Here is a 22889-nt window from a genome sequence, read left to right on the forward strand (position 1 = left end):
CTGGATTCAAACCCGGTCCTGGTCTTTGTACCGTGTTACATTTTTGGAAAAATATATCAATAAAACAATAGCTTGGAGGAATCTAAGCGCCAACAATTGAAGAATTGACTCTGCGCCCCCATGCCCTTAGCACCACAGACATATTTCGCGTGAGGATGGCGCCGTGACAGATGACGACCAAAAGCAGCGTATGGCGCAGCTGGAGGACAAGCTGGCAGCGGCACGTAAGGCCCAAGAGCCCAAGCCGCGCGCGGATGAACACTACTCGATGGCCAATATGGCCTGGCGGATGGTGATTGAATTGGTAGCCGGTCTTGGGATCGGTTTTGGCATCGGATATGGGCTGGATAGTCTGTTCGGGACACTCCCGATCTTCATGGTGCTGTTTATAATGCTGGGTCTTGCGGCCGGGGTGAAGACAATGCTTCGCAGCGCGCAAGAGATCCAGGAAAAGGCAATGGCCGACGAGGCCGAAAAAAATGCGAAAGACCGGGGTGCGCCCCCGGCGACAGGAGAAGCGGACTGATGGGTAAGATTTTCTTTTACGTGGCCTTGGCTTTGGCCGTTGTTTCCGGCCTGATTTTCGCGCCTGAGCACGCTGGCCTGCAAATTCACCCGATGGAGCAGTTCGTTGTTCAGCCGCTGTTCGGCCACGGTGAGATTTCCTGGTACACCCCAACAAACGCCACCCTGTGGTTGTTGCTGGCTGTAGCCGCTGTCTTCGCGCTGATGGTGATGGGTTCGTCGCGTCGCGCAATCGTTCCTTCGCGCGGCCAATCGATTGCTGAACTGGCTTACGGCTTTGTCTATAAAATGGTTGAAGACGTTGCTGGTAAAGATGCCATCAAATTCTTCCCATATATCATGACCCTGTTCATGTTCATCGTTATGTCCAACGCGCTGGGTCTACTGCCGCAGAGCTTTGCAACCACGTCGCACATCGCTGTCACCGCTGTTCTGGCGATGCTGGTGTTCCTGACCGTAACCATCGTTGGCTTTGTCAAAAACGGCGCAGGCTTCCTGGGTCTGTTCTGGGTATCCAGCGCCCCACTGGCCCTGCGTCCGATCCTCGCTATCATCGAGCTGATCTCGTACTTTGTGCGCCCCGTGAGCCACTCCATTCGTTTGGGCGGCAACATCATGGCGGGCCACGCGGTTCTGAAAGTGTTCGCAGGCTTTGCTGGCGCACTGGGTCTGTTTAGCTTCCTGCCGATCTTTGCGATCACCGCAGTTTACGCCCTGGAGGTCCTGGTGGCCTTTATCCAGGCCTATGTCTTCACCATCCTGACTTGTGTGTACCTGAAGGATGCATTGCACCCGAGCCACTAAGGCAGGATCTGAAAGTTTACCGGTTGGGTCGTCAGACCCATCCAATCCTAATCAAAACATTCCATCGTAAGGAGAAATACACATGGAAGGTAATATCGCAGAAATGGGTCAGTTCATCGGCGCAGGCCTGGCAGCAATCGGTTCCGGCGCAGCCGCTATCGGTGTTGGCCACGTAGCTGGTAACTTCCTGGCAGGCGCACTGCGCAACCCGTCAGCTGCTGCTGGCCAAACTGCTACTCTGTTCATCGGCATCGCCTTTGCAGAAGCTCTGGGCATCTTCTCGTTCCTGGTCGCTCTGCTGCTGATGTTCGCTGTCTAAGACTCTTCGGAACCTAAATCCTTACGGTCGGGCAGTGTGATCATCATACTGCCCGATGTAACGGCAAGTTCCTTTGGAGGACGACATGGCATCAACTACGCAAGAGGCTAGTCACGGTGCAGCCGAGGCCGCCCACGGTGGCGGATCTTCGATGCCGCAACTGGACTTCGCTACTTTCGGGAACCAGATTTTCTGGCTCGCGGTCGCGCTCGTCGTGATCTATCTTATCCTGTCGCGCGTTGCGCTGCCCCGTATTGCGGCAGTTCTGGCGGAGCGTCAGGGGACTATCACCAATGACATCGCAGCGGCTGAGGATCTCAAAGCCAAAGCGGTTGAGGCTGAAAACATCTATAACAAGGCGCTGGCGGATGCTCGTGCCGAAGCTCAGCGTATCGCTGCTGAAACCCGTGCCGAAATTCAGGCCGGTCTGGACGAAGCGATTGCCCAAGCTGACGTAGACATTGCTGCCAAGGCAGCTGAGTCTGAGAAAGCCATTGCTGAGATCAAAGCAGGCGCGCTGGACAGCATCACCGCTGTTGCCAACGACACTGCTGCCGAAGTTGTAGCTGCTCTGGGCGGCAAAGCTGACGCCAAGGCAATTGCTGCGGCTGTTTCTGACCGGATGAAAGGATAAGACGATGCGTACTATTATTGCTCTTGCCCTGACATTTGGCGCTGCAAACCCTGCGCTGGCTGCATCGGGTCCGTTCTTTTCGATGGCCAACACCAACTTTGTTGTGTGGCTGGCATTCCTGCTGTTCGTAGGCATCCTGCTGCTGGTCAAAGTGCCAAGCATGCTGGGTGGTCAGTTGGACAACCGGGCCAAAGGCATTCAGTCGGAACTGGACGAAGCCCGTGCCCTGCGTGAAGAGGCCCAGACCGTTCTGGCGTCTTATGAGCGTAAGCACAAAGAGGTTCAAGAACAGGCCGACCGCATCGTTGCGGCCGCCCGTGACGACGCCTCTGCTGCTGCGGATCAGGCCAAGGCCGATCTGGAAACCTCGATTGCGCGCCGTCTGGCCGCTGCCGAAGACCAGATTACCTCGGCCAAAGATGCTGCGGTCAAGGACGTTCGCGATCAGGCAATCACCATTGCCATTGCGGCTGCGGATCAGGTCATCGCCAAGCAGATGACTGCAACCGAAGCCAACAAGCTGATCGACGCAGCTATCACAGACGTGGACGCCAAGCTGCACTAAGCTGCGTTCCAATCTGTTGAGATTAAAGAGACCCGGGCCTTGGCCTGGGTCTTTTGCTTTTGGGGTGGTGCGTGCGAACACACACCCTACTCTGGCCTGGATGTTTGGTTTGGTATTTCTGAGGACAGGTAGAGATGAGAATTTTTAGGATTGATTATGGCTGAAGGTGATATTTGGGTTTCGAATGTTTTGAATAATTCGAGCCTTGTGATTGGTACAAATATTGACCGTGAGGAGCCTGCCTGGAAGACCATCGCTCAAGGCAAGAAGCCAGCAGATGAAGAGCTCCCGATCCGGATCTATGCGATGTACAAGGATCAGGCTTTTACCAAAAAATTCCCCGAACTGTTTGAAGGTGGTGGTGGGACCAAAATCTCACCTCAGCTGGAAGGAATTTTCCGGAAATTCGATCTGGGCGCTTCGTGGATATGTCCGGCACAGCTGTTTCTCTATGATAGAGCAACACCGGTTGACCACCAATTTTCGATTTATGGTGGCCGGGAAAAGCTGCAATTTCTTATCCCGGAAGAAAGTGAAGGGCTTAGAGGATATCCCGTAACCCGGCAGCAACCTAATCCACCGCCACCTGACGTCTGGGAAATGCCCTGGGAACTGAAAGATAATGATATAGCCATTGCACCGCGGGACTTGGGTGGTTTGGATATCTGGTATGATCCTAAACTACATGGCGCGATGTTCTTTAGCGACTCGTTGAAGCAGGCATTGTGTGACGGCGGCTACGCCCGGCTGTTCAAGTTCTACAAGTGCAAGGTTATCGCAGTTCACTGAGCTTGGCCCAACCAACGGTCACTGCTTCTCCGCTTCATGCCGCAACCGAAGACCAAATCACATCGGCTCAGGCTTATAGCGGTCAAAGACGTGGACGCCGAGTTGCACTAAGCTGTGCGTTTACCTGCCCGGACCATTAGGCTTGGGTCTTTTGCTTTAGGGTGGTGCGTGAGAGCATCCCCCCTACAGTGGTCTTATGGTTTGGTTGGTTAATTAAAGGGTAGCTTTTATGAGCAACATTGCAGAAACCAAGTCAGACATGATTTCTAACATGACCCCAGAACTGCAACCTGGGGGCTTCGTGTTTGCGACTTTCCCAGATGGAAAGGAACCGGGCAATCTGATCCAGCAGGCGATCTCTGTCTTCAGAGAGAAGGAAGGGGTATCTCTGATCCTTCCCGTTGATGTGGCTATAGGTGTCGACATCAGTATCGAAGATGACATGCGCTGTATCACCCTGAACGTCTATTCGTCATTGCAGGGCGTTGGTTTGACGGCGGCTGTGTCCACTGCGCTAGGGAAGGTCGGTATCCCCTGCAATATGGTGGCGGCCTATCACCATGATCATGTCTTTGTGCCCGCTGAGATGAGCGAGCAGGCAATGAAGGTGCTCGTTAGTCTGCAGAACGAGGAGCAGCGGTAGAGGGCTTTATGTCCTCTGAAATCTGGGTGCGGGTCTTCCGTGCGGCGTGGGAAGACGGGTGAAGGTAATAGGTGTGCCCGACCTCATCAAAGACTGTGAACTGATCTGGGATGGTTGTTAACCACTGCGAAGATGGCCTTCCCTGGTCTTGGCTACCAAAAAACACATGGTTCGGTGTCGCAATCGCGACTTCGTCTCGGAGGCGGGTCGAGGATACGCAGAACAGGGCGTTGATAGAGCATCCTGCTGCGGCAGCGCGCCAGAGGGCTGTGCCACCGGCGCTGTAGCCCAAACCGACATCGTCACCACTCAAGGTCTGCTTCAGAGAACTTACAACGTCGTCCATGCCACCGTGACGAAATAGATGCTGGTGTAAAGTTTCTCCCGTCAGTTCTGTCCGAGCACACAGGTCATTCAACGCCAACCTGATTACGCGGGGGGAGCCCGCTATGCCAGTGGAAAAGCATTGCTCCTGAGAAGGTTTGTTGTGAATATCTGTGATGACATAGAGTTTCATGCGCCGATAGTATTGTGCGGCAATGCAATCTGCAATCCTGCCTCGGTTTACCTCTTCTCGGCCTCATGTTGAAGCCGTTGTCGCGCTACTGCGGCATTGGCTTCGGACTTTTGATGGTCCGCCAATGCCTGCTTTACATAATCCAGGTGCGTTTCAACCGCGGCACGTGCAGCGGCGGGATCGCGGGCTTGTAGAGCGGTGTTGATATCGCGGTGTTGTCCCAGCAGGGCGTCATAGGTGATGTGCTGGCTGAACATGATGCGGCGGTTGTAAAACACACCTTGGTGCAGCAGGTCGAACATCGACCGCATCATATGCAGCATGATCACGTTGTGGCTGGCATCCATGATGGCCGAATGAAACTGTGCATCCAGACTTGCCGCCTCGTCTGAAAGGGATGGATCACCCGCCGCCACCATCTTGTCGAATATGGTCTGAATAAACGCCAGATCCGCATCAGAGCCAAAGCGCGCGGCCCGTTCAGCCGCCAGGCCTTCCATATCGCGACGAAAGGACAGGTAGTCGAACACCGCCTCGTTATGGGTGGCAAACAGCTCAATCAGCGCTGGGGAGAAGGCCGAGCCAAGGACGTCGGCAACAAAGATGCCGGACCCGGCCTTGGCGGCGAGCAGCCCTTTGTACTGAAGATCCGCAATGGCGTCGCGAAGGGAGGGACGGGAGACACCCAGGCGTTCGGCCAATTCGCGTTCCGAGGGCAGTCGTTCACCCGGTGTCAGGATGCCGCGCAGGATCAGCTTTTCAATCTGACGCACAACGGATGCAGAGAGCTTTTCGGGTTGGACTTTTTGGAACGGCATTTTGACTCTCGGGTAGATTGGTTAGATCATTTGACCACGCCCGGTGAGATGCCGCAAGTGGCGGGAAAATTCGTTTTGATCACGATCATTGAAACATTAGGTCAGCATTGTTGACTCTATTTGCAAGATCCTTAGCTTCAACTCAAATCTTGCCCATAGGAGCCAGCATGACCTTGTCTCAGATCTTTGCCAGCCGCGCGTCGCGCATGCAGGCGTCGGAAATTCGTGAGTTGTTGAAACTGCTGGACCAGCCCGGGCTTATTTCCTTTGCCGGAGGTATTCCTGATCCGGCGCTTTTTCCTGCTTCAGAGTTCGCAATCGCCTTTGCCAATGGGCTTGGTCCTGACACCCAAGCGCAGGCGCTGCAGTACTCGGTCAGCGAAGGATATATGCCGCTGCGGCAGTGGATTGTGGGCGAAATGGCGAAAATTGGAGTACCCTGTACAGCGGACAACATCCTCATCACCTCTGGTTCGCAACAAGCGCTAGACTATCTGGGTAAAGTGTTTCTTTCCCCTGGTGACACCGCACTGGTAGGGTGGCCAACTTACCTTGGGGCGCTGGCGGCGTTCAATGCCTATGAGCCGCGATATGATCAGCTGACCGCGAATGGGAATCGAAAAGCCGAGAGCTATGCCGAGGAAGCAGAAAATGCGGGTGGTCAGGTGAAGTTTGCCTACCTGTCGGCCGATTTCGCCAACCCAACAGGTGAGACATTGGATCAGCGTGGACGAGAATCGCTGCTGGATCTGACTGAAAGTCTGGGCTGTGCTTTGATTGAGGATGCTGCCTACCAATCGCTGCGCTATGACGGCGAGCAGGTGCCGCCGTTGTTGTCGCTTGAGATTGCCCGCAAAGGCGACATTGAAACGTGCCGGACGATTTACTGCGGGACGTTCTCTAAAACCTTGTCACCGGGATTGCGTGTTGGTTGGGTTGTGGCGGCAAAGCCGGTGATTTCTAAACTGGTGTTGTTGAAGCAGGCTGCGGATCTACACTCACCGACGCTGAACCAGATGGCGATGCATGAGGTGGCCGAGGAGATCTTTGACGGTCACGTTGAAACGCTTCGTGATGCCTATCGACAGCGAAGGGATGCCATGTTGGCGGCGCTTGATCAGTATATGCCAGCAAATGTCAGCTGGAGACGTCCCGAAGGTGGCATGTTTATTTGGGTGACGCTGCCAACTGAAATGGATGGGGCAGAGCTGCTGGCGCAGTCTCTGGAAAGTATTGGGGTTGCCTTTGTTCCGGGGCGGGCGTTTTTTGCCGATGGATCGGGCGGTAATACGATCCGGCTTAGTTTTTCTTGTTCTGACGAGAGCGAAATCAGAACAGGGATTGAGAAGCTGGGCGGTTTGTTGCGCGAGATGTGAGACCTGTTGCGCAGCAAGGTTTTATTAACCGCGTTGCGCAACCCTTAGGCGAAGGGAGGGGCGATCATGCGTGCAACTGCAATAATGGCGATTTTGTTGCTGCAGGCGTGCTCGACGGAAACCCGGCACTTTCGCGGCGTGGAACCGGTTCAAACGCATGTCGACGGAAGTGTGTTTGATGTGCGGGTCAGGGGAAACCTGGCGGAGGCGATCCGTACAAACCCGCAGTATGCTCCGCGACTGGGGCCTTTGCGGGCACGAGCCGGGTTTGCAATGGCGCAGGTTAGTGGATGTGTGGTTACCGGTGTGTTGGGCGACCAGGTCGTGCTGACCGGAGTGCTGGATTGTGAGGTCCGAGCCAAGGCGCCAGTTTCCAAAAGTTATGCATGTGTAGAGGTGTCCGAATGGGTGCGGGCGCAAACTGTGATTGCATATCCAAGATATGACTGCCCAAAAACCACGACTTTGCAGTGATATCCGCAACATACGGCGAAGAAGCCTGGACGCATTGGCCGATTTTGGGCTGCGGAGTTGACTTGGTCGTCCGGAACCGCTCAGGTTTGGTTCTAACTGAATCGAACAGGGGCAAATTTGCGTTTTTCCAAGCTCAGGCTGACCGGCTTTAAAAGTTTTGTAGACCCGACCGATCTGGTTATCTCGGATGGTCTAACTGGCGTTGTCGGTCCAAATGGCTGTGGGAAATCGAACTTGCTGGAAGCGCTGCGTTGGGTGATGGGGGAGAACCGTCCCAAATCAATGCGTGGCGGCGGTATGGAAGACGTTATCTTCGCTGGCGCAAATTCCCGTGGCGCCCGAAACTTTGCCGAAGTCAGTTTGCAGATTGATAACACGGAACGCTTAGCTCCTTCGGGGTTCAACGAAAGTGACAATCTAGAGATTGTCCGTCGTATCACCCGCGATGTTGGCAGTGCCTATAAAGCTAATACCAAGGATGTTCGGGCCCGCGATGTTCAGATGCTGTTTGCGGATGCCTCGACCGGGGCGCATAGTCCTGCGCTGGTCAGTCAGGGGCAGATTGCAGTTTTGATCAGTGCCAAACCCAAGGCAAGGCGTCGGATCCTGGAGGAGGCGGCAGGGATCTCGGGTTTGTATCAGCGCCGTCATGAGGCTGAGCTGAAGCTGAAAGGCACTGAGGCGAATTTACTGCGGGTTGATGATGTGATTGAGCAGCTGGCCGCGCAGCTGGCGCAACTGGCGCGTCAGGCGCGCCAAGCTCAGAGATATCGCACAATCGGAGAGCAGTTGCGGCGGGCCGAAGGCATGCTGCTGTACCGCCGTTGGCGTGAGGCTGACGATGCACGTTTGGCCGCCGAAGAGGTAGAGCGTTTGCGCGTCAGTGAAGCCGCCAAGGGGGAGGCGATGTCGCGTCTTTCGTCCGAACAGCGCGGCAAGGCAGAGGAACAGCTACCACCACTGCGCGAGGAAGAGGCGGTGGCGGCCGCGATCCTGCAGCGGTTGGTTGTGCAACGCGATGCATTGGGCGCGCAAGAAGCGCAGGCCCGACAGGCGATTGAGACCCTGACCAACAGAGTTTTGCAGCTGGGCCGTGATATCGACCGAGAAAGCGGTTTGAACCGGGATGCTGGTGAAACCATTGAGCAGCTTGAGTGGGAAGCTCGGGAGTTGTCAAAAGCGGGTGACGGTCACGATGAACGGCTAAGCGAGGCCGCCGATCTGTCCCGTGATGCGGCTGGCATCTTGCAGGGACACGAAGACCATCTTGCACAGTTGACTGAAGATGTCGCGCGACTGGCTGCGCGGCATCAATCCGCACAGCGCTTGGTCGAAGATCACAACCGTACACTGACGCGGGCCATGGGGGAGGGCGATCAGGCACGTAATGCTGTGAACGAGGCAAAAGTGGCTCTAACACAGGCGGAAACGGTGTTTGAGAGTGCCATTGAGGCCGAAGAAGAAACTCGGGAGGCAGCAGAGCTCGCCGAAGAAGCACTGGCTGTTGCGGATGAGATGCGCAACGAAACGCAGGCCCGCGAGTCCGATGCCAGGGCAGGGCGGTCAGAGGCCGAAGGGGAGTTGGGTGCGCTACGGGCTGAGGTCACGGCATTGGCCAAGCTGGTTGAACGCGACACTGCTGAGGGTGGTCAGGTCCTGGACGAGTTGCAGGTCGAACCCGGGTATGAAAAGGCACTGGGTGCGGCCTTGGCAGACGACCTGCGGGTGCCGAGGGTTGCGGCGGACGGGCCATCGGGCTGGGTGGATTTGCCGGCTTATGAGCGTGACGTTCCGATGCCAGAAGGGGCAATGCCTTTGGCGCGACATGTTTCCGGACCTGACGCACTGGGTCGGCGGATAGCACAGATTGGATTGGTGGACGGTGATACCGGGCCACGGCTGCAGGGACAGTTGCAGCCCGGACAACGGTTGGTGTCACTGGAAGGCGACCTGTGGCGGTGGGATGGATTCCGGGCCTGGGCTGAGGATGCCCCAAGCGCAGCGGCATTGCGGTTGGAGCAATTGAACCGGCTGGAGGCGCTGAAGCAAGAGATGGAACGCGTTGGTGCCCGGGCCGAGGGCGCGCGAGCGGCACATGAGGTGTTGATGCGCAAGCTGGAGCAGGTGACCCAGGCTGACCAGGATGCCCGCCAGGCCCGCCGCGCGGCTGACCAGCGGGTCGCAGATAGTGCAAGGCTGCTTAGCCGCGCAGAGGCCAACCGAAATCTGGCTGAAGGTAAGTTGGAAACCCTGGGGATCGCAGTCACGCGCCACGATGAGGATGCCACCACCGCGCAGGCACAATTGTCGGAGGCCGAGACAGCCTTGGCTGCGCTGGGTGATCTGGAAACCGCGCGGAGTGGTGTTGAGGATATCAAACAATCGGTTGAAGCGGCGCGCGTCACCATGCTGTCGCATCGCTCAACCCATGATGAGCTGCGCCGAGAGGGTGAAGCGCGCACCAAACGGGCGCAACAGGTGACCAAAGAGGTCAGCGGCTGGAAACATCGGTTGGACAGTGCAGAACGGCGAATTACAGAATTGGCCGAACGTCGAGAGGCCTCTCAGGAAGAGCTGGAAGAGGCCAACGCGGTCCCGTTTGAAATTGCCGAAACGCGTGAAGAGTTGAACGAGTCGATTGAAGAAGCAGAGGTCCGTAAAAGCGACGCGAGCGACGCTCTGATCGCTGCAGAGGCTGTGTTGCGCGAGGCGGTGCACACGGAACGTGAGGCGGAGAGGCTGGCGTCAGAAGCGCGCGAGGCCCGTGCCCGTGCAGAGGCCCTGTGTGAGGCCGCCCGTGAAACTGTTGCCCACGCGAGTGAGCGCATTGCTGAAGACCAACAACTGACCCCCCATCAATTGTTGAACCAGCTGGAAGCCGACCCCGAGACGATGCCAGAAGCCGAAGTTCTGGAAGTTGAGGTAAACCGCCACAAACGCCAGCGTGATGCACTGGGTGCGGTCAACCTGCGTGCCGAAGAAGATGCCCGCGACGTTGAGGAGGAGCATAACACGCTGGTCAGCGAAAAATCGGATCTGGAAGAGGCGGTAAAGACTCTACGCAACGGGATTGCCAGCCTAAACCGCGAAGGTCGCGAACGGCTGCTGACCGCGTTTGAGCAAGTCAACGGTAGCTTCTCATCGCTGTTCAGGCACCTGTTTGGTGGGGGGGAGGCCAGTCTGGTGATGGTCGAAAGTGACGATCCGCTGGACGCAGGACTAGAGATCATGTGTCAGCCCCCAGGCAAGAAATTGTCGACCCTGTCACTGCTGTCTGGTGGCGAGCAGACTCTCACGGCACTGGCGCTGATCTTTGCTGTGTTTCTGGCCAACCCGGCGCCTATCTGCGTGCTGGACGAAGTTGATGCGCCATTGGATGACGCCAACGTCACGCGGTTCTGTGATCTGCTGGATGAAATGTGTCGCCAGACCGACACCCGGTTTTTGATCATCACCCACCACGCGGTAACAATGGCCCGTATGGACCGGTTGTTTGGTGTCACGATGCAGGAACAAGGCGTCAGCCAGCTGGTCTCGGTTGATTTGAAAAAGGCCGAGGCTATGGTGGCCTGAGCTGTATCGGCTCTTGTGATGCTGGCGCCAGTTATTTTAATGTGAATGTCTAAAGAAAAAAGGGAATACCAATGAATTTTATTGCCAAGATCGCGGCCGCAGCCGTTTTATCGCTGCCGTCAATGGCATCAGCACAGATGTTGGTGGCGTCAGATCCTGACAGCCTGGTGCAGTTTTTTGTTGAAGAAGGCGCAGACGTTGAAAGCACAGTGGACAACACTGGCGATCCGATGCTGGAAGTTGATTACTACGGTACCGACTTCACATTGTACTTTTACGGATGCACCAACAATTCCGATTGCAAATCGATCCAGTTCTTTTCGGGGTACCAAACTGAAGGCAGCGTACGCAAAGCCAAGATCAACGAGTGGAACGCCAATAACCGTTTTGCCCGTGGTTATATCTCCGAAGGTGGATCGGCCCGGATTGAGCATGATCTCTACTTGGGAAACACCGGTGTGACTGCGGATGATTTTGCGGCATTGACCAGCAAATGGTCGAAAGCCCAGGGTGACTTTGAAGAGTTCATCGACTGGTGATCAATGTGAGCGGGGGGTAGGCCCCCGCCGCACTTACGTTCTAAAGCTTGCCTAGGAGTGCTGGAGTTGGCCAAGCGTCAGCAGGCAGCCCAAGACGGAGCTGTTCTGCTTGCACAGCAATGCGTGTTTTAGAGCCTAATATTCCGTCAACTTTCCCCACATCATGTCCGCGCGCCTGCAGCTTTTGTTGAAGCTGTTTCATTTGTTTGCCACTGAGTCCCTGATCTGCGTTGCCCGCGTTATAGATATTGGCACCTTCCAGTCGGGTGGCGAAATAGGCCGCTGTCAGCACGTAGGTGAAGCTCTGGTTCCATTCGAAATAGACGTCGAAGTTTGGGTAGGCCAAAAAGGCTGGTCCTTTGTGCCCTTGGGGCAATAACAAAGAGGCCTGCATCGACCCACTGGCAAGAGATCCTGAACGGGGTTTGACGCCCATATCGGCCCAATTAGAGACTGAATATTTCTGTGATGGTCCCGTTTTCGATAGGTCTAGCCCGTTGGGAATCGTCACTTCCTGCAGCCAGGGCTGGCCCGGCTGCCAGCCTAGGTTTGACAGCATTTTTGCGCCTGACATCAGCGCATCCTGAGGCGATGTTTTCAGGCTGACCTTGCCATCGCCGTCTCCGTCTACACCGTTTTCGAGAATGTCGCGTGGCAACATCTGCACCATGCCAATCTCACCTGCCCAGGCACCAGTGGTGCGTTTGGGATCGAAGTTGCCCGTTTCGTATAGTTCAAGCGCGGCAAAGATCTGCGGACGGAACAACTCGGGACGCCGACAGTCATGGGCTAGCGTTACCAGCGAGTTCAGGGTGTTAAAGTCGCCCTGAAAGGACCCGTAATCCGTTTCAAAGGCCCAGAATGCCAGCAGCACGCCGCGGTTGATGCCATAGGTGGCCTCGATACGATCAAATGTGGCGTCGTGTTTCTTGGCCATAGAACGCCCGCGATCAACACGGTTCTGCGAGATCAAATGACGGGTGAATTCAATAAAGGGTTTCTGAAACACGCCCTGAGCACGGTCGGCCCGCAGTACCTTGGGATCGTGCTTCACACTGTTAAAGAATGCCTTGGTGGTGGCACTGCTGTGGCCCGCTGCAACGGCCTCTTTTTTCAGGTCTTTGACAAACCCGGAAAAACTGCCGCCACATTGTGCAAAGGCTGTGGCGGGTAAAAGGCTGGCAACAAGGGCAAGGGGTAATAAACGCATGATAGGGCAATCCACAATGAAACTGATGGCCCTTGTTAGCTAGAACATAAGGGCAAGGGCAACCGTCATGGCCAGTGCAAGCCCCCAAACCTGCCAGAGTTTGCCGGTGCAGGCATCGATATCATGTGACCCAATACCCTTTTGCGCTGTGCCATTGACCCAGGGGAAGTCCTGCATCTGCCCATCGTAAGAACGCGGACCAGCCAGCGCCAAACCCAGAGCGCGGGACATGGCTGCTTCGGGCCAACCTGCATTGGGGGAGCGGTGCCGACCGGCGTCGGTCACGATGGGTTGCCAATTGCGCAACTGGCCACTGCTGAGGGCGATCAGCAGACATGTCAGGCGGGCGGGGATCAGGTTGAGCAGATCATCCAGCCGCGCGGCAGCCTTGCCGAACTCTTCGTAGCGGTCGTTGCGATAGCCAATCATGCTGTCGGCGGTGTTGACCATCTTGTAGACCAGCAACCCCGGCAGCCCGGCAATCAGAAACCAAAATGCGGGGGCGATGACACCGTCCGAGAAATTTTCAGCACCACTTTCGATGGCAGAGCGCGCCACCTGAGGGCCCGTCATACCAGCGGTATCACGACTGACAATCATTGCTACAGCGGTGCGGCCACCGTCTAGGGACTGACGCAGGCCCGTCGCAACAGCCCCTACGTGTTCCACCAAGGATCGCTGAGCAATCAGAATGGCGGCAATAATGATCTCAACAATGGGGCCAAACTGCGAAAGCATAGAACCCAGGGCGAGGGCCAGTGTGAGCAGTATCAAAACCAACACAGCGCCTTTCACACGACGATGACGGCCCATATTTAGGCTCTGATCAAGGGCTTTTACCAGTTTTCCCATCAAAACTGCTGGGTGAGGCACACGCGACCAAAGCCACTTTGGCTCACCAAACACCGCATCCAGCAACAGGGCTGCGACAAGCAGGGTTGCGGTATTCACAACGCGGCCTCAATCCGGTCCCAGCCATCTGCTGGTGGCAGGCCAAGACGTAGGAAGGTTTTCGAATAGGGGAAGATGCGGCTAAGGATATGAGCGCGACCAAGCTTTGTATGCCAGGCGGTGGCATCATCCACCTCGTAGAGCCGGAACAAGGATGTGCCGCCGACCAGATGGCCACCACGGGCCAAGACCAGCGCATCCAGCCGAGCGCTATCCTTTGCCAGCCGGGCGCGGGTTGCAGTGGCCCAGTTCTGATCCTGTAAGGCCTGGGCGCCAATTTCCAAGGCGGGTCCCGAGACGGCCCAGGGGCCCTGCCAAGTCGACAGGCGAGAGATCAGATCAGGGTGACCAATTGCAAATCCTAGTCGCAAACCGGCCAATCCCCAAAACTTGCCAAAGCTTTTCAGCACCACAACGCCCGGGCGATCCGCTAGCGATATTAGGCTCTGTTCCGGGCAAATATCGCAAAAGCTCTCGTCGATGACTGTCAGTGGCGCGGTGGTATCTTGCTCTGTCCAGAGCCGACCATCGGGATTGTTGGGGTGGACCAACACCCGAGCCTGGGCCGGACCTTGGTCCGCAACCTGCCATCCATGAGCGCGAAACCCGGCCGCATGTTCGTTATAGGTCGGAGGGGTGATCTGAACGGTCTGTGGCGCTGCCAGCGCTGGCACTGTTGCGATCAGGGCGGATGCTCCGGGGGCGGGAAGGATTGCTGCGGTTTTGGGAACCTTCCAGAAAGATCGCGCTGATTCGATCAGTTTCTGGTTGGCGTTGTGATCTGGCAGGCAGGCCCAAACCTCGGGTTGCAAAGCGGCTATGGGGAAAATTTCGGGATTGATCCCCGTAGATAAATCCAGCCAGTCGGAACGGCTACCGCCGAACTGCGCCATAGCAGCATCTAACCCCCCGCCGTGATCGCGTTGTGAGGAGGATATTTCATTGAGAGTGAGGGGCATTCAGCACCTATTGAATAAGGATGTAGGTCCAGACATCACAAGAATGGCTAGATGCATATGAAGTAAGACTATTGTGTAAGCAACAGTGCTTGGTGATACGCGAGAAATTTGCTAAGGAGTTTCGGGAAATTCAGTGGCGTTGGGGAGTGGCACCGTTTTTGTAAGAGTGCCCGGTTTGTGTATGAATGTTTTGATTGTTGAAAGCAGCCCAGACTTGGGGTTGCTCTGGAAGAAGCATCTGGAAAGACAAGGGGCCGAGGTTGCTTTGGTAGACAGCCAGGAGGCAGCTATTCTAGCCCTTTATGCTGGTGGTTTTGATATCATTGTGCTGGATCTGGTCATCGAAGAAGGTAGTGCTTTGGCCATTGCGGATTTTGCCAGCTACCGCCGCCCGGATGCGAAGGTGATTTTTGTCACCAACACCAGTTTCTTTTCGGATGGCTCCATATTTGCCCATAGTCCCAACGCATGTGCCTATGTGCAAAGTGAGACGCCGCCAGAAGATCTGGCGGCGATGGTCGAGCATTATGCGGCCATGCGATAGCTCGCAGGCCGTATACTAGCCTCTCCCGTGTGGTGCGTACCAATCCAGAACAGGATTGGTGGGAATGATCCGGGACGGATTGATACTGTCGTGACTGTAGTGGTAGTGGCGGACAATGTGCTGCATACCCACCGTCTCTGCTACGCCGGGCCATTGGTATAGCTCGCGGGTATAGGCCCAGAGGTTGGGGTAATCGATCAAACGTTTCCGGTTACATTTGAAATGCAGGTGATAGACGGAATCGAACCGTACCAAGGTGGTGAACAGCCGCCAGTCTGCCTCGGTCACTTTTTCCCCCAGCAGATACCGATGTTGCGATAGAAGATCCTCTAGCCACTCTAACGTGTCAAAAAGCGGCTCTATTGCGGCGTTATAGGCCTCTTGTGTGGTGGCAAACCCACATTTGTAAACGCCGTTATTCAGGCTGCTGTAGATCCGTGCATTCACCGCCTCGATGGGTTCGCGCATTTCCTGTGGCCAATAGTCATCGGTATTGCCGGTCAGGTCATTAAAGGCCGAGTTGAACATACGGATGATTTCAGAGCTTTCGTTCGACACAATAGTCTTGCGCTGTTTGTCCCACAGGATTGGAACGGTGACGCGGCCGGTGAAATCTGGGACGGCTTGGGTGTAGATCTGATGGGCGTGGGTCAGACCGAACAGATCGTCACCGGTCGCGCCGTGTTCGTCTTTTTCAAACGTCCAGCCTTCGTCCAACATATCAGGGTGGACCACCGAAACACTGATGTGATCCTGCAGTGATTTGAGTGCGCGAAAAATCAGGGTTCGGTGGGCCCAGGGGCAGGCCAGAGAGACATATAGGTGGTACCGGCCGCTTTCGGCTTTGAACCCATCCTGGCCGGATATGCCGGCGCTGCCGTCTGCGGTGATCCAATTGCGGAACTTTGCGTCGGCACGTTTGAATGCTCCGCCAGTGGAATCTGTATCATACCATTGGTCGTGCCATTTTCCGTCAATCAACAGGCCCATTTGGCTGCTCCTAAAAAGTTTCTGTAGCAAAGATAGGGCGTATTTTTCGGCACGCCTATTGGCAGCCACGCGCAACTCCTCTGCGCCGGTGCACAGGCGCTGTTGCATTGTTGCGCCAGCTTTTAGATTCGGATCTGACAAGAGGTATTTCAAAAAAAGTTCACTTGATTTTATCTTTTGTAGAGGCACCCTTAGAGTCAGCAAAGCAGAGGTTAGCCAGATGTCGACATACCTACCTAAAGAAGTTCAGGATGGATTGGATGCGGCGCGATTGGCCGCTTTAAAAAAGTCGAGCCGCCTACGGGTTTTGGTCGATGATGAGGTCTATCGGGTGTTACGCATGTGGAAGGACGGATTTGCCGTCGAAGAGGGAATCACGCCCAAACTGCGCGGGCTTGTTGATCTTTATGACGGTACAAATCACCTGTATCAGTGCCTGATTATCGCCGCCGAGGCCGAGGCGGGTGAGATGTGTTATGAGTTCAAGCGCTCGACCGTCGCGGCGGATAAGGCACCGCTGGATTTCTACCGTGCGCCAGATGCGCCGGTGGCGCTGTTGGCAAGCGACGCGATGTAGTCAAATCGCTGTCCTGCACAAAAAAGGCCCCAAGCGAGGGGCCTTTTCTATTTGTGGGATATTCTGCGAATTATTGCAGATCCGAAAACGCGTGGCGCATACGCTCGCAGGCTTCGACCACACGGCTACGTTGGGTGGCCAGATTGAAGCGTTGGAAGGTTTCGCCACCCGTGCCAAAGCTGGGGCCTTGGGACACTGCGATCTTGGCGACGTCGCGGATGCGGGCTGCAACTTCGTCGTGGGTCATGCCGGTGCCGGAAAAATCGACCCAAGCCAGATAAGTGGATTGCAGCGGCAGCGATTTCAGGCCGGGAATGGCATTTATGGCCTGATCAAAGATCTGCCGGTTGCCTTCGAGATGGGCAAGCTGCGCATCCACCCATTTCGCACCTTCCGGAGAATATGCGGCTGTGATCATGTTGATTGCCAGGCTGCCGGCACCATAGTCCAGCGTATTCAAGCGGTGCTTCATCGCGGCGCGCAGGGTATCATCGGGAATGATCATGTTGCCTGTGCGCTGGCCTGCAATGTTGAACGTTTTGGAGGATGCGGTGAGGGTGACGGTGCGGTCGCGGGCCTCGGGCGCAGCTATATCCATCGGCACGAATGTGCTGCCGGCGTAAACCAGATCGTGGTGGATTTCGTCAGCAACCAGAATCAGATCATTGCGTTTTGCAAACTCGGCGACCGAGCGCAGTTCTTCGGGCGTCCAGACACGGCCCGAAGGGTTCTGCGGCGAACACCACAGCAGTAGTTTTTCACTGCCTGTCAAACGGCTTTGCGCATCGTCGAGGTCCAGAAAATAGGTATCACCCTCACGTTTGAGAGGACACTCTGTCAGCTTACGTCCGGTCTTGGCAATTTTGTGCGCAAACTCATGGTAGACGGGTGTAAATGTCACCACGCCATCATCTGGTTCGCTCCAGACATCCAGTGACAAGGCGATGGCGTTGCCCAGTCCTTGTGAGGTGAGGATCCAATCCTGCTCTATCTCCCAGTTGTGACGAGTCTTCATCCACCATTGAACGGCGGCCAGATAGTCAGGGTGATCCCAGGAATAGCCAAAGACCCCATGATCGGCGGCTTTGCGAATGGCATCGATGACGCAGGGGGCAGTCGCATAGTCAGAATCGGCGGTCCACATTGCCAAGCCGTCTTTGGGGGAAACATCGTATAGGGTTTCCATCTTGTCCCATTTGGAACTGTTGGTGCCACGGCGGTCAATAGGGTCGTCAAAACTCATCCGGAATCTCCTCATGTTTGGGCTTGAAGCTACTGTGAAATGCGGGACGTGCAAGGGGGGCGTTGCGGTGGCTGGGGCAATGGCCTAAATCGGGGGCATGAAACGTAACATTCTGATCCATCCCGACCCTCGCCTGAAGAAGGTTTGTGCCCCAGTGACTGATATCACTGATGATCTGCGCAAGCTGGCTGATGACATGCTGGAAACCATGTATGACGCGCCGGGCATTGGCCTAGCAGCGCCGCAGATTGGTATTATGGACCGGATAATCGCGCTGGACTGTGTCAAAGAAGAGGGTGAAACGCCGCGTCCACTGGTGATGTTCAACCCGGTTATCGTGGCTTCGTCGGATGAAACCAATGTGTACGAGGAAGGCTGCCTGTCGATCCCCGAGCAATACGGTGAGGTGACCCGGCCCAAGGTGGTAGATGTTGAATGGATGGACCGCGATGGCAATGCGCAGCGCGAGACGTTCGATGATCTGTGGGCGACCTGTGTGCAGCACGAGATAGATCACCTTCAGGGCAAGCTGTTCATTGACTATCTAAAGCCGCTGCGCCGTCAGATGATCACCCGGAAAATGCAAAAGCTGAAACGTGAGCTGGCCCGCAAGTGAGCGTATTGCCGATTCTGATCTGGCCGGACGCCCGCCTGTTGCAGCGCTGTGAGACTGTGCAGGGTGAGGATCTGGATGATCTGATCGCTGACATGTTCGAGACCATGTATGTAGCGCAGGGGCGTGGGCTGGCCGCACCGCAAATCGGCGTGATGAAGCGGCTGTTTGTGATGGACTGCACCTGGAAAGAAGGCACGAAGTCCCCCATGGCGATGATCAACCCGACAATCATGGCCGCCGAACGGATTCCGGTTGTTTTGGAAGAGGGTTGTTTGTCGATCCCTGGTATTCTGGTGCCTGTTGAGCGCCCCAAGGCCGTAACAGTTCAGTGGACTGCGCCCGAGGGGGATATCCACATGGCCGACTTTGACGGATTCGAAGCTCGCTGCATTCAGCATGAGTTTGATCACCTGAATGGCATGGTAACATTTGACCATTTGACGGCGACAGAGCGCACCAAGGCCGAGACCGACTTTCTGGAGAGACACACATGACAACCCGTACCTGCCTGCCGTGGCCAGACAAGCGCCTGCGCACCATCGCGGAAGAGGTGACTGAAATTACTGATGAGATCCGCGCGATTTGGGTGGACATGGTGGATACCATGGAAGCGATGCCTGGGGTCGGGCTGGGAGCGCCTCAAATCGGCGTGATGCTGCGGCTGGCGGTGGTTGATGGGTCACGCGAGCGGGGCAAGGCGGTGAAGATGGCCAATCCCGAGGTGTTGCATGCTTCGATTGAATTGCGTGAGCATGACGAGGCCAGTCCCAACCTGCCGGGGGTGTCAGCCAAGATCAAACGCCCGCGTGCGGTGACGGTCCGATTTATGGATGAAACCGGGCAGATAAATCGGCGCGATTTTGTCGGTGTCGAGGCAACCAGCGTGCAGCATCAAATCGATCATCTGAACGGCAAGATGTATTTTGATCATCTGAGCAAGGTCAAACGTGACATGTTGTTGCGTAAAGCCAAGAAACTGAACGGCTGAGTGCTGGCAAAGCATGGTGCGTGCCAGCACGCACCCTACACAAGGGGCAAAACGATGCGCGTCATATTCATGGGTACGCCCGATTTTTCGGTTCCTGTGCTGGAGGCTCTGGTGGATGCTGGGCACGAGGTTGCAGCCGTCTATTGCCAGCCGCCGCGCCCGGCGGGACGGGGCAAGAAGGACCGGCCAACGCCTGTGCATGCCCGCGCGGTTGAGCTGGGGCTAGAGGTACGTCATCCAGTATCCTTGAAAACGTCCGAGGCGCAGGAAGAGTTTGCCGCGTTGAAGGCCGATATCGCGGTGGTGGTGGCCTACGGGCTGATCCTGCCGCAAGTCATTCTGGATGCGCCGACCAAGGGGTGCCTGAATATTCACGCCAGCTTGTTGCCGCGTTGGCGTGGGGCGGCGCCTATTCACCGGGCGATCATGGCGGGGGACGCCGAAACCGGGATTTGCATCATGCAGATGGAGGCCGGGTTGGACACTGGGCCCGTGCTGCTGCGTGAAGGCACAGCCATTGGCGAAGAGGAAACCACCGCGCAGCTGCATGACCGGTTGTCAGAGATGGGGGCGTCGTTGATTGTGACTGCGCTACGGCATCTCGATGGGCTCTCTCCGGATGTGCAGCCTGACGAGGGCGTCACCTATGCCAGTAAGATCGACAAGGCTGAGGCGCGCATCGACTGGAACCGTCCTGCGGTTGAAGTGGATCGGCAGATCCGCGGGCTGTCACCATTTCCCGGTGCCTGGAGTGAGCTGAACGGTCAACGGGTCAAGGTGCTGGCCTCAAAACTGGCCGAAGGGCAGGGTGAACCCGGTGAAGTGTTGGCAGAAAACCTCACCATTGCCTGTGGTTCGGGGGCTGTTGAACTGCTGCGCTTGCAACGGGCGGGCAAGGGCGCGCAGGATCGCGAGATATTCCTGCGCGGTTTCCCAATGAAGCCGGGCGATAGTTTTTAAGCGGAGAGCCTGCATGTATTTGACCTTGATGGGCACCGTGGTGATTGCTGGGATCGTCGGCTATGTTGCTGAACGATCTGGGTTCACCAGCAACGGGTATATACCGTCGATCATCATCTGCGTTGGCGGCGCGTTCCTGTTTTATTTCGTGCGACTGATGTTTGGCATTGGTTTTCATGCGGCAGGCTGGAATGCCATTGTGTCGTCTATTGGGGCGCTGATTATCGTGCCCTTTCACTGGAAGAGGTGACGAAGATGCCCATTATTGCCCTGATTATCATCGGAGCCGCTGCCGGATTTCTGGCAACGCGGTTGATGCGGATTGACGCAAGTATTGTGACCACTGTGGCGATCGGCATGGCTGGTGCACTGATTGGCGGTTTGGTTCTGCGGTTTCTGTTGACGGTTATGGGGATAATGGCCGGGTTTGTTGGTGCGGTGCTGGGGGCGCTGTTGCTGATCTGGCTGTGGCAGACCTATCTTCAGAAATAGCAACTTAGGGCGCACTCGACCTATCGGCCGGGCAAAAGATGGACGCTTTAGATTTTTCCTAGTTGCGGGGCGGGCGGCTTTTGTAGACGGGCAGGTGCCATCCGAACAGGATCGATCCAGCCCGGAGCGCCCAGCAAACAATGGCACACGCGAGCAGGGCGGTGAGGTCGTGAAGGCCATGATCCTCGGCGATGCCGAGGGATTCGATACTCACAGCGGTCATGGCGCCTGCCATGGCGCAAGTCATATAGAGTTCGCCCTGTTTCAAAACCAAGGGAACCTCGTTGCAAACCACATCACGCATCAACCCGCCGAGCGATCCGGTGGCCATGCCCATCAGCACTACAATGACCGGTGATTTGTCCAGTGCAAGGGCTGCGCCGGTTCCGGCGGAAACAGCAATGGCGAGGGCAAAGCTGTCCAGCCAAATTAGTAGTGTCTGGCGGCTTTCAACACGGTGAGCCGTAAAAAAGACCAGAACCGCGGCACCCGAGGCCAATAAGATGTAGGTTGGTTCGCCGACCCAGAAAATGGGGTGCCGGTCCAACAGCAGATCCCGGATGGTGCCGCCGCCGACAGCCGTTAAGCAGGCGACAAAGGCAAAGCCGACGATATCCAGCTGGGCGCGACTGGCCACCAGTGCCCCTGTCAGGGCAAAGACCAGAACTGAGGCGTAATCCAAAAGGGTCAGGAAACTCATACGTTGACCCTAGCCACTGTCACGACCTGGATTTCTTGGGTTTGAATGGCTCCATGCCAGCGCGGGCCAGCTCATCCGCGCGTTCGTTTTCTTCGTGACCGGCGTGACCCTTGATCCACTTCCATGTCACCTGATGGCGTACCTGCGCCTCGTCAATGCGTTGCCACAGGTCGACGTTTTTAACGGGCTTTCTGGCCGAGGTTTTCCAGCCGTTCTTTTTCCAGCCAAAAATCCACTGGGTGACGCCATTTTTTACGTAGGCAGAGTCGGTTACCACGGTCAGGGTCGAGGGGCGGCTGAGGCTTTCCAGCGCGTTGATCGCCGCCAGAAGTTCCATCCGGTTGTTGGTGGTGTCGGACTCGCCGCCTTTCAGCTCCCGCTCTTTGACAATCTTGCCGTCATCATCAAGGGCGCGCAACAGCACGCCCCAGCCACCGGGACCGGGATTACCGGAGCAAGCTCCGTCGGTATATGCATATAGTTCAGACATGTGCGGTCATTACTACGAAGGTATCGTCACTGCCAGCCAATCCTTTGCCATTCCCAACGCGGGAGCGGGTAACCTTGAAACCGGCCTCGGTAAGGAGTGTGCGCAACTCATCCTCGCCGTAATAGGCATAAAAGCGACCAAGGTGATCGCGGTTTTCACCGGAGCCAATTTTCATACCGATAGAAAAGGTGCCGCCGGGGCGCAAAGCACGGTGGATGCGTTTTAAATGGCGCGGAAAATCAGCGCGAGACGCGTGCAACAGGCTGAAGTTGGCCCATACACCATCATATTGATTTTCGGCATCCAAGTCCTCGAAGGTGGCGAGTTTTGCATCTAATCCGTAATTGGCCTTGGCGAGGTCTACCATTTCAGGAGAGGCGTCAGTGGCTTCTACGGTCAGGCCTTCGTCGCGGAGGCGGGCGGCCCATTGACCGGGGCCACATCCAAGGTCAAGGACATGACCGCCATTGGGAACACCAGACAGAAAGGCGGACAGGTCTGCATCCTGATCCGCATTTTTGGTCTGAGCGAAGCGGTCTGCATATTCGTCTGCCGCTTCGGCATAGACCGCCATAGTTTCCTGATCGGTCATG

General features: G+C 56.1%; 28 protein-coding genes. 19 read left to right on the forward strand and 9 right to left on the reverse strand.

Going from position 1 to position 22889, the window contains the following annotated elements; genetic code table 11:
* The first annotated feature begins 163 nt into the window (after nt 1-163).
* From FEE96_RS14440 to FEE96_RS14470, 7 genes are all read left to right on the forward strand, one after another.
* Nucleotides 164-526, forward strand: a complete 363-nt coding sequence (locus FEE96_RS14440; protein WP_138163831.1) for an AtpZ/AtpI family protein — start codon at nt 164-166, stop codon at nt 524-526.
* A complete protein-coding gene (locus FEE96_RS14445; protein ID WP_138163832.1) occupies nt 526-1329 on the forward strand; it encodes a F0F1 ATP synthase subunit A in 804 nt (267 codons plus the stop codon). Before FEE96_RS14440 ends, FEE96_RS14445 begins: the two co-directional genes overlap by 1 nt.
* Nucleotides 1330-1411: 82 nt before the next feature.
* The gene (locus tag FEE96_RS14450; RefSeq protein WP_138163833.1) at nt 1412-1648 is read left to right on the forward strand and encodes a F0F1 ATP synthase subunit C; all 237 of its coding nucleotides are present in this window, start codon (nt 1412-1414) and stop codon (nt 1646-1648) included.
* An 85-nt stretch (nt 1649-1733) separates the two neighbouring features.
* Nucleotides 1734-2282, forward strand: a complete 549-nt coding sequence (locus FEE96_RS14455; protein WP_138163834.1) for a F0F1 ATP synthase subunit B' — start codon at nt 1734-1736, stop codon at nt 2280-2282.
* Nucleotides 2283-2286: 4 nt separating this feature from the next.
* Entirely contained in the window at nt 2287-2847 is a 561-nt protein-coding gene (locus tag FEE96_RS14460; protein WP_138163835.1) for a F0F1 ATP synthase subunit B, read from the forward strand.
* A gap of 156 nt (nt 2848-3003) precedes the next feature.
* Nucleotides 3004-3636, forward strand: coding sequence for a hypothetical protein (locus tag FEE96_RS14465; protein ID WP_138163836.1), 633 nt, complete (start codon nt 3004-3006; stop codon nt 3634-3636).
* A gap of 229 nt (nt 3637-3865) precedes the next feature.
* A complete protein-coding gene (locus FEE96_RS14470) occupies nt 3866-4279 on the forward strand; it encodes an ACT domain-containing protein (protein WP_138163837.1) in 414 nt (137 codons plus the stop codon).
* Between the two features lie 564 nt (nt 4280-4843).
* Here FEE96_RS14470 and FEE96_RS14480 read toward each other — a convergent pair.
* Nucleotides 4844-5614 carry a FadR/GntR family transcriptional regulator gene (locus tag FEE96_RS14480; protein ID WP_138163839.1) on the reverse strand — a complete coding sequence of 257 codons (771 nt, stop codon included), beginning with the start codon at nt 5612-5614 and terminating at the stop codon, nt 4844-4846.
* Nucleotides 5615-5781: 167 nt separating this feature from the next.
* Here FEE96_RS14480 and FEE96_RS14485 point away from each other — a divergent pair, with 167 nt between their 5' ends.
* The 4 genes from FEE96_RS14485 (at nt 5782) to FEE96_RS14500 (ending at nt 11576) form a co-directional block, all read left to right on the forward strand.
* Nucleotides 5782-6990 (forward strand): aminotransferase-like domain-containing protein, encoded by a 1209-nt coding sequence (locus tag FEE96_RS14485; RefSeq protein WP_138163840.1) that lies wholly within the window; start codon nt 5782-5784, stop codon nt 6988-6990.
* Between the two features lie 66 nt (nt 6991-7056).
* Nucleotides 7057-7464, forward strand: a complete 408-nt coding sequence (locus FEE96_RS14490; RefSeq protein ID WP_246079462.1) for a hypothetical protein — start codon at nt 7057-7059, stop codon at nt 7462-7464.
* Between the two features lie 117 nt (nt 7465-7581).
* Nucleotides 7582-11037: a chromosome segregation SMC family protein gene (locus FEE96_RS14495; RefSeq protein ID WP_138163841.1), complete on the forward strand. Its 3456-nt coding sequence runs from the start codon at nt 7582-7584 to the stop codon at nt 11035-11037.
* A 71-nt stretch (nt 11038-11108) separates the two neighbouring features.
* Entirely contained in the window at nt 11109-11576 is a 468-nt protein-coding gene (locus tag FEE96_RS14500; protein WP_138163842.1) for a YbjN domain-containing protein, read from the forward strand.
* A gap of 40 nt (nt 11577-11616) precedes the next feature.
* On the opposite strand, the gene FEE96_RS14505 is transcribed toward FEE96_RS14500, so the two are convergent.
* The 3 genes from FEE96_RS14505 to FEE96_RS14515 are packed head-to-tail and all read right to left on the reverse strand — an operon-like array spanning nt 11617 to nt 14696.
* Nucleotides 11617-12786, reverse strand: coding sequence for a lytic murein transglycosylase (locus FEE96_RS14505; protein ID WP_138163843.1), 1170 nt, complete (start codon nt 12784-12786; stop codon nt 11617-11619).
* A gap of 39 nt (nt 12787-12825) precedes the next feature.
* Entirely contained in the window at nt 12826-13737 is a 912-nt protein-coding gene (cbiB, locus tag FEE96_RS14510) for an adenosylcobinamide-phosphate synthase CbiB (RefSeq protein ID WP_138163844.1), read from the reverse strand.
* A complete protein-coding gene (locus FEE96_RS14515; RefSeq protein ID WP_138163845.1) occupies nt 13734-14696 on the reverse strand; it encodes a threonine-phosphate decarboxylase in 963 nt (320 codons plus the stop codon). The genes cbiB and FEE96_RS14515 overlap by 4 nt, the downstream gene beginning before the upstream one ends.
* 181 nt (nt 14697-14877) lie before the next feature.
* On the opposite strand from FEE96_RS14515, the gene FEE96_RS14520 reads away from it, so the two are divergent.
* Complete coding sequence (locus FEE96_RS14520; RefSeq protein ID WP_138163846.1) at nt 14878-15240, forward strand: response regulator transcription factor; 363 nt, start codon at nt 14878-14880, stop codon at nt 15238-15240.
* Nucleotides 15241-15255: 15 nt separating this feature from the next.
* Here the strand turns inward: FEE96_RS14520 and FEE96_RS14525 are convergent, their stop codons facing one another.
* A complete protein-coding gene (locus tag FEE96_RS14525) occupies nt 15256-16230 on the reverse strand; it encodes a glutathione S-transferase family protein (protein WP_138163847.1) in 975 nt (324 codons plus the stop codon).
* A 220-nt stretch (nt 16231-16450) separates the two neighbouring features.
* Between FEE96_RS14525 and FEE96_RS14530 the strand changes: the two genes are divergently transcribed.
* Entirely contained in the window at nt 16451-16807 is a 357-nt protein-coding gene (locus FEE96_RS14530; protein ID WP_138163848.1) for a hypothetical protein, read from the forward strand.
* A 70-nt stretch (nt 16808-16877) separates the two neighbouring features.
* On the opposite strand, the gene FEE96_RS14535 is transcribed toward FEE96_RS14530, so the two are convergent.
* Nucleotides 16878-18050, reverse strand: coding sequence for a MalY/PatB family protein (locus FEE96_RS14535; RefSeq protein WP_138163849.1), 1173 nt, complete (start codon nt 18048-18050; stop codon nt 16878-16880).
* 97 nt (nt 18051-18147) lie between these two features.
* On the opposite strand from FEE96_RS14535, the gene def (FEE96_RS14540) reads away from it, so the two are divergent.
* Genes def (FEE96_RS14540) through FEE96_RS14565 form a run of 6 tightly spaced genes read left to right on the forward strand, consistent with a single transcriptional unit; the run spans nt 18148 to nt 21106 of the window.
* A complete protein-coding gene (gene def, locus FEE96_RS14540) occupies nt 18148-18666 on the forward strand; it encodes a peptide deformylase (protein ID WP_138163850.1) in 519 nt (172 codons plus the stop codon).
* Nucleotides 18663-19160, forward strand: coding sequence for a peptide deformylase (def, locus tag FEE96_RS14545; RefSeq protein ID WP_138163851.1), 498 nt, complete (start codon nt 18663-18665; stop codon nt 19158-19160). The genes def (FEE96_RS14540) and def (FEE96_RS14545) overlap by 4 nt, the downstream gene beginning before the upstream one ends.
* Complete coding sequence (gene def, locus FEE96_RS14550) at nt 19157-19654, forward strand: peptide deformylase (RefSeq protein ID WP_138163852.1); 498 nt, start codon at nt 19157-19159, stop codon at nt 19652-19654. Before def (FEE96_RS14545) ends, def (FEE96_RS14550) begins: the two co-directional genes overlap by 4 nt.
* A gap of 54 nt (nt 19655-19708) precedes the next feature.
* Complete coding sequence (gene fmt, locus FEE96_RS14555; RefSeq protein WP_138163853.1) at nt 19709-20614, forward strand: methionyl-tRNA formyltransferase; 906 nt, start codon at nt 19709-19711, stop codon at nt 20612-20614.
* 13 nt (nt 20615-20627) lie between these two features.
* The gene (locus FEE96_RS14560) at nt 20628-20864 is read left to right on the forward strand and encodes a hypothetical protein (protein WP_138163854.1); all 237 of its coding nucleotides are present in this window, start codon (nt 20628-20630) and stop codon (nt 20862-20864) included.
* A gap of 5 nt (nt 20865-20869) precedes the next feature.
* Nucleotides 20870-21106 carry a GlsB/YeaQ/YmgE family stress response membrane protein gene (locus FEE96_RS14565; RefSeq protein WP_138163855.1) on the forward strand — a complete coding sequence of 79 codons (237 nt, stop codon included), beginning with the start codon at nt 20870-20872 and terminating at the stop codon, nt 21104-21106.
* 58 nt (nt 21107-21164) lie between these two features.
* Here FEE96_RS14565 and FEE96_RS14570 read toward each other — a convergent pair whose 3' ends face one another.
* From FEE96_RS14570 to FEE96_RS14580, 3 genes are read right to left on the reverse strand one after another with little or no spacing between them, the layout of a single operon-like run.
* Nucleotides 21165-21806 carry a trimeric intracellular cation channel family protein gene (locus FEE96_RS14570; protein ID WP_138163856.1) on the reverse strand — a complete coding sequence of 214 codons (642 nt, stop codon included), beginning with the start codon at nt 21804-21806 and terminating at the stop codon, nt 21165-21167.
* A 19-nt stretch (nt 21807-21825) separates the two neighbouring features.
* Entirely contained in the window at nt 21826-22296 is a 471-nt protein-coding gene (gene rnhA, locus FEE96_RS14575) for a ribonuclease HI (protein WP_138163857.1), read from the reverse strand.
* A complete protein-coding gene (locus tag FEE96_RS14580; RefSeq protein ID WP_138163858.1) occupies nt 22289-22888 on the reverse strand; it encodes a class I SAM-dependent DNA methyltransferase in 600 nt (199 codons plus the stop codon). The genes rnhA and FEE96_RS14580 overlap by 8 nt, the downstream gene beginning before the upstream one ends.
* Between the last annotated feature and the right edge of the window lies 1 nt (nt 22889).

The sequence above is a fragment of the Parasedimentitalea maritima genome (assembly GCF_005771405.1).
Lineage (GTDB): Bacteria > Pseudomonadota > Alphaproteobacteria > Rhodobacterales > Rhodobacteraceae > Parasedimentitalea > Parasedimentitalea maritima.

Coding starts and splice junctions, on each gene's coding strand:
- FEE96_RS14465 (WP_138163836.1), top strand. CDS start 3,004: ATGGCTGAAGGTGATATTTGGGTTTCGAATGTTTTGAATAATTCGAGC.
- FEE96_RS14570 (WP_138163856.1), bottom strand. CDS start 21,806: ATGAGTTTCCTGACCCTTTTGGATTACGCCTCAGTTCTGGTCTTTGCC.
- FEE96_RS14500 (WP_138163842.1), top strand. CDS start 11,109: ATGAATTTTATTGCCAAGATCGCGGCCGCAGCCGTTTTATCGCTGCCG.
- fmt (WP_138163853.1), top strand. CDS start 19,709: ATGCGCGTCATATTCATGGGTACGCCCGATTTTTCGGTTCCTGTGCTG.
- FEE96_RS14515 (WP_138163845.1), bottom strand. CDS start 14,696: ATGCCCCTCACTCTCAATGAAATATCCTCCTCACAACGCGATCACGGC.
- def (WP_138163852.1), top strand. CDS start 19,157: ATGACAACCCGTACCTGCCTGCCGTGGCCAGACAAGCGCCTGCGCACC.
- FEE96_RS14535 (WP_138163849.1), bottom strand. CDS start 18,050: ATGAGTTTTGACGACCCTATTGACCGCCGTGGCACCAACAGTTCCAAA.
- FEE96_RS14505 (WP_138163843.1), bottom strand. CDS start 12,786: ATGCGTTTATTACCCCTTGCCCTTGTTGCCAGCCTTTTACCCGCCACA.
- FEE96_RS14480 (WP_138163839.1), bottom strand. CDS start 5,614: ATGCCGTTCCAAAAAGTCCAACCCGAAAAGCTCTCTGCATCCGTTGTG.
- FEE96_RS14560 (WP_138163854.1), top strand. CDS start 20,628: ATGTATTTGACCTTGATGGGCACCGTGGTGATTGCTGGGATCGTCGGC.
- FEE96_RS14565 (WP_138163855.1), top strand. CDS start 20,870: ATGCCCATTATTGCCCTGATTATCATCGGAGCCGCTGCCGGATTTCTG.
- FEE96_RS14580 (WP_138163858.1), bottom strand. CDS start 22,888: ATGACCGATCAGGAAACTATGGCGGTCTATGCCGAAGCGGCAGACGAA.
- FEE96_RS14445 (WP_138163832.1), top strand. CDS start 526: ATGGGTAAGATTTTCTTTTACGTGGCCTTGGCTTTGGCCGTTGTTTCC.
- def (WP_138163850.1), top strand. CDS start 18,148: ATGAAACGTAACATTCTGATCCATCCCGACCCTCGCCTGAAGAAGGTT.
- FEE96_RS14470 (WP_138163837.1), top strand. CDS start 3,866: ATGAGCAACATTGCAGAAACCAAGTCAGACATGATTTCTAACATGACC.
- FEE96_RS14525 (WP_138163847.1), bottom strand. CDS start 16,230: ATGGGCCTGTTGATTGACGGAAAATGGCACGACCAATGGTATGATACA.
- FEE96_RS14455 (WP_138163834.1), top strand. CDS start 1,734: ATGGCATCAACTACGCAAGAGGCTAGTCACGGTGCAGCCGAGGCCGCC.
- FEE96_RS14490 (WP_246079462.1), top strand. CDS start 7,057: ATGCGTGCAACTGCAATAATGGCGATTTTGTTGCTGCAGGCGTGCTCG.
- FEE96_RS14530 (WP_138163848.1), top strand. CDS start 16,451: ATGTCGACATACCTACCTAAAGAAGTTCAGGATGGATTGGATGCGGCG.
- FEE96_RS14450 (WP_138163833.1), top strand. CDS start 1,412: ATGGAAGGTAATATCGCAGAAATGGGTCAGTTCATCGGCGCAGGCCTG.
- FEE96_RS14520 (WP_138163846.1), top strand. CDS start 14,878: ATGAATGTTTTGATTGTTGAAAGCAGCCCAGACTTGGGGTTGCTCTGG.
- FEE96_RS14485 (WP_138163840.1), top strand. CDS start 5,782: ATGACCTTGTCTCAGATCTTTGCCAGCCGCGCGTCGCGCATGCAGGCG.
- FEE96_RS14460 (WP_138163835.1), top strand. CDS start 2,287: ATGCGTACTATTATTGCTCTTGCCCTGACATTTGGCGCTGCAAACCCT.
- rnhA (WP_138163857.1), bottom strand. CDS start 22,296: ATGTCTGAACTATATGCATATACCGACGGAGCTTGCTCCGGTAATCCC.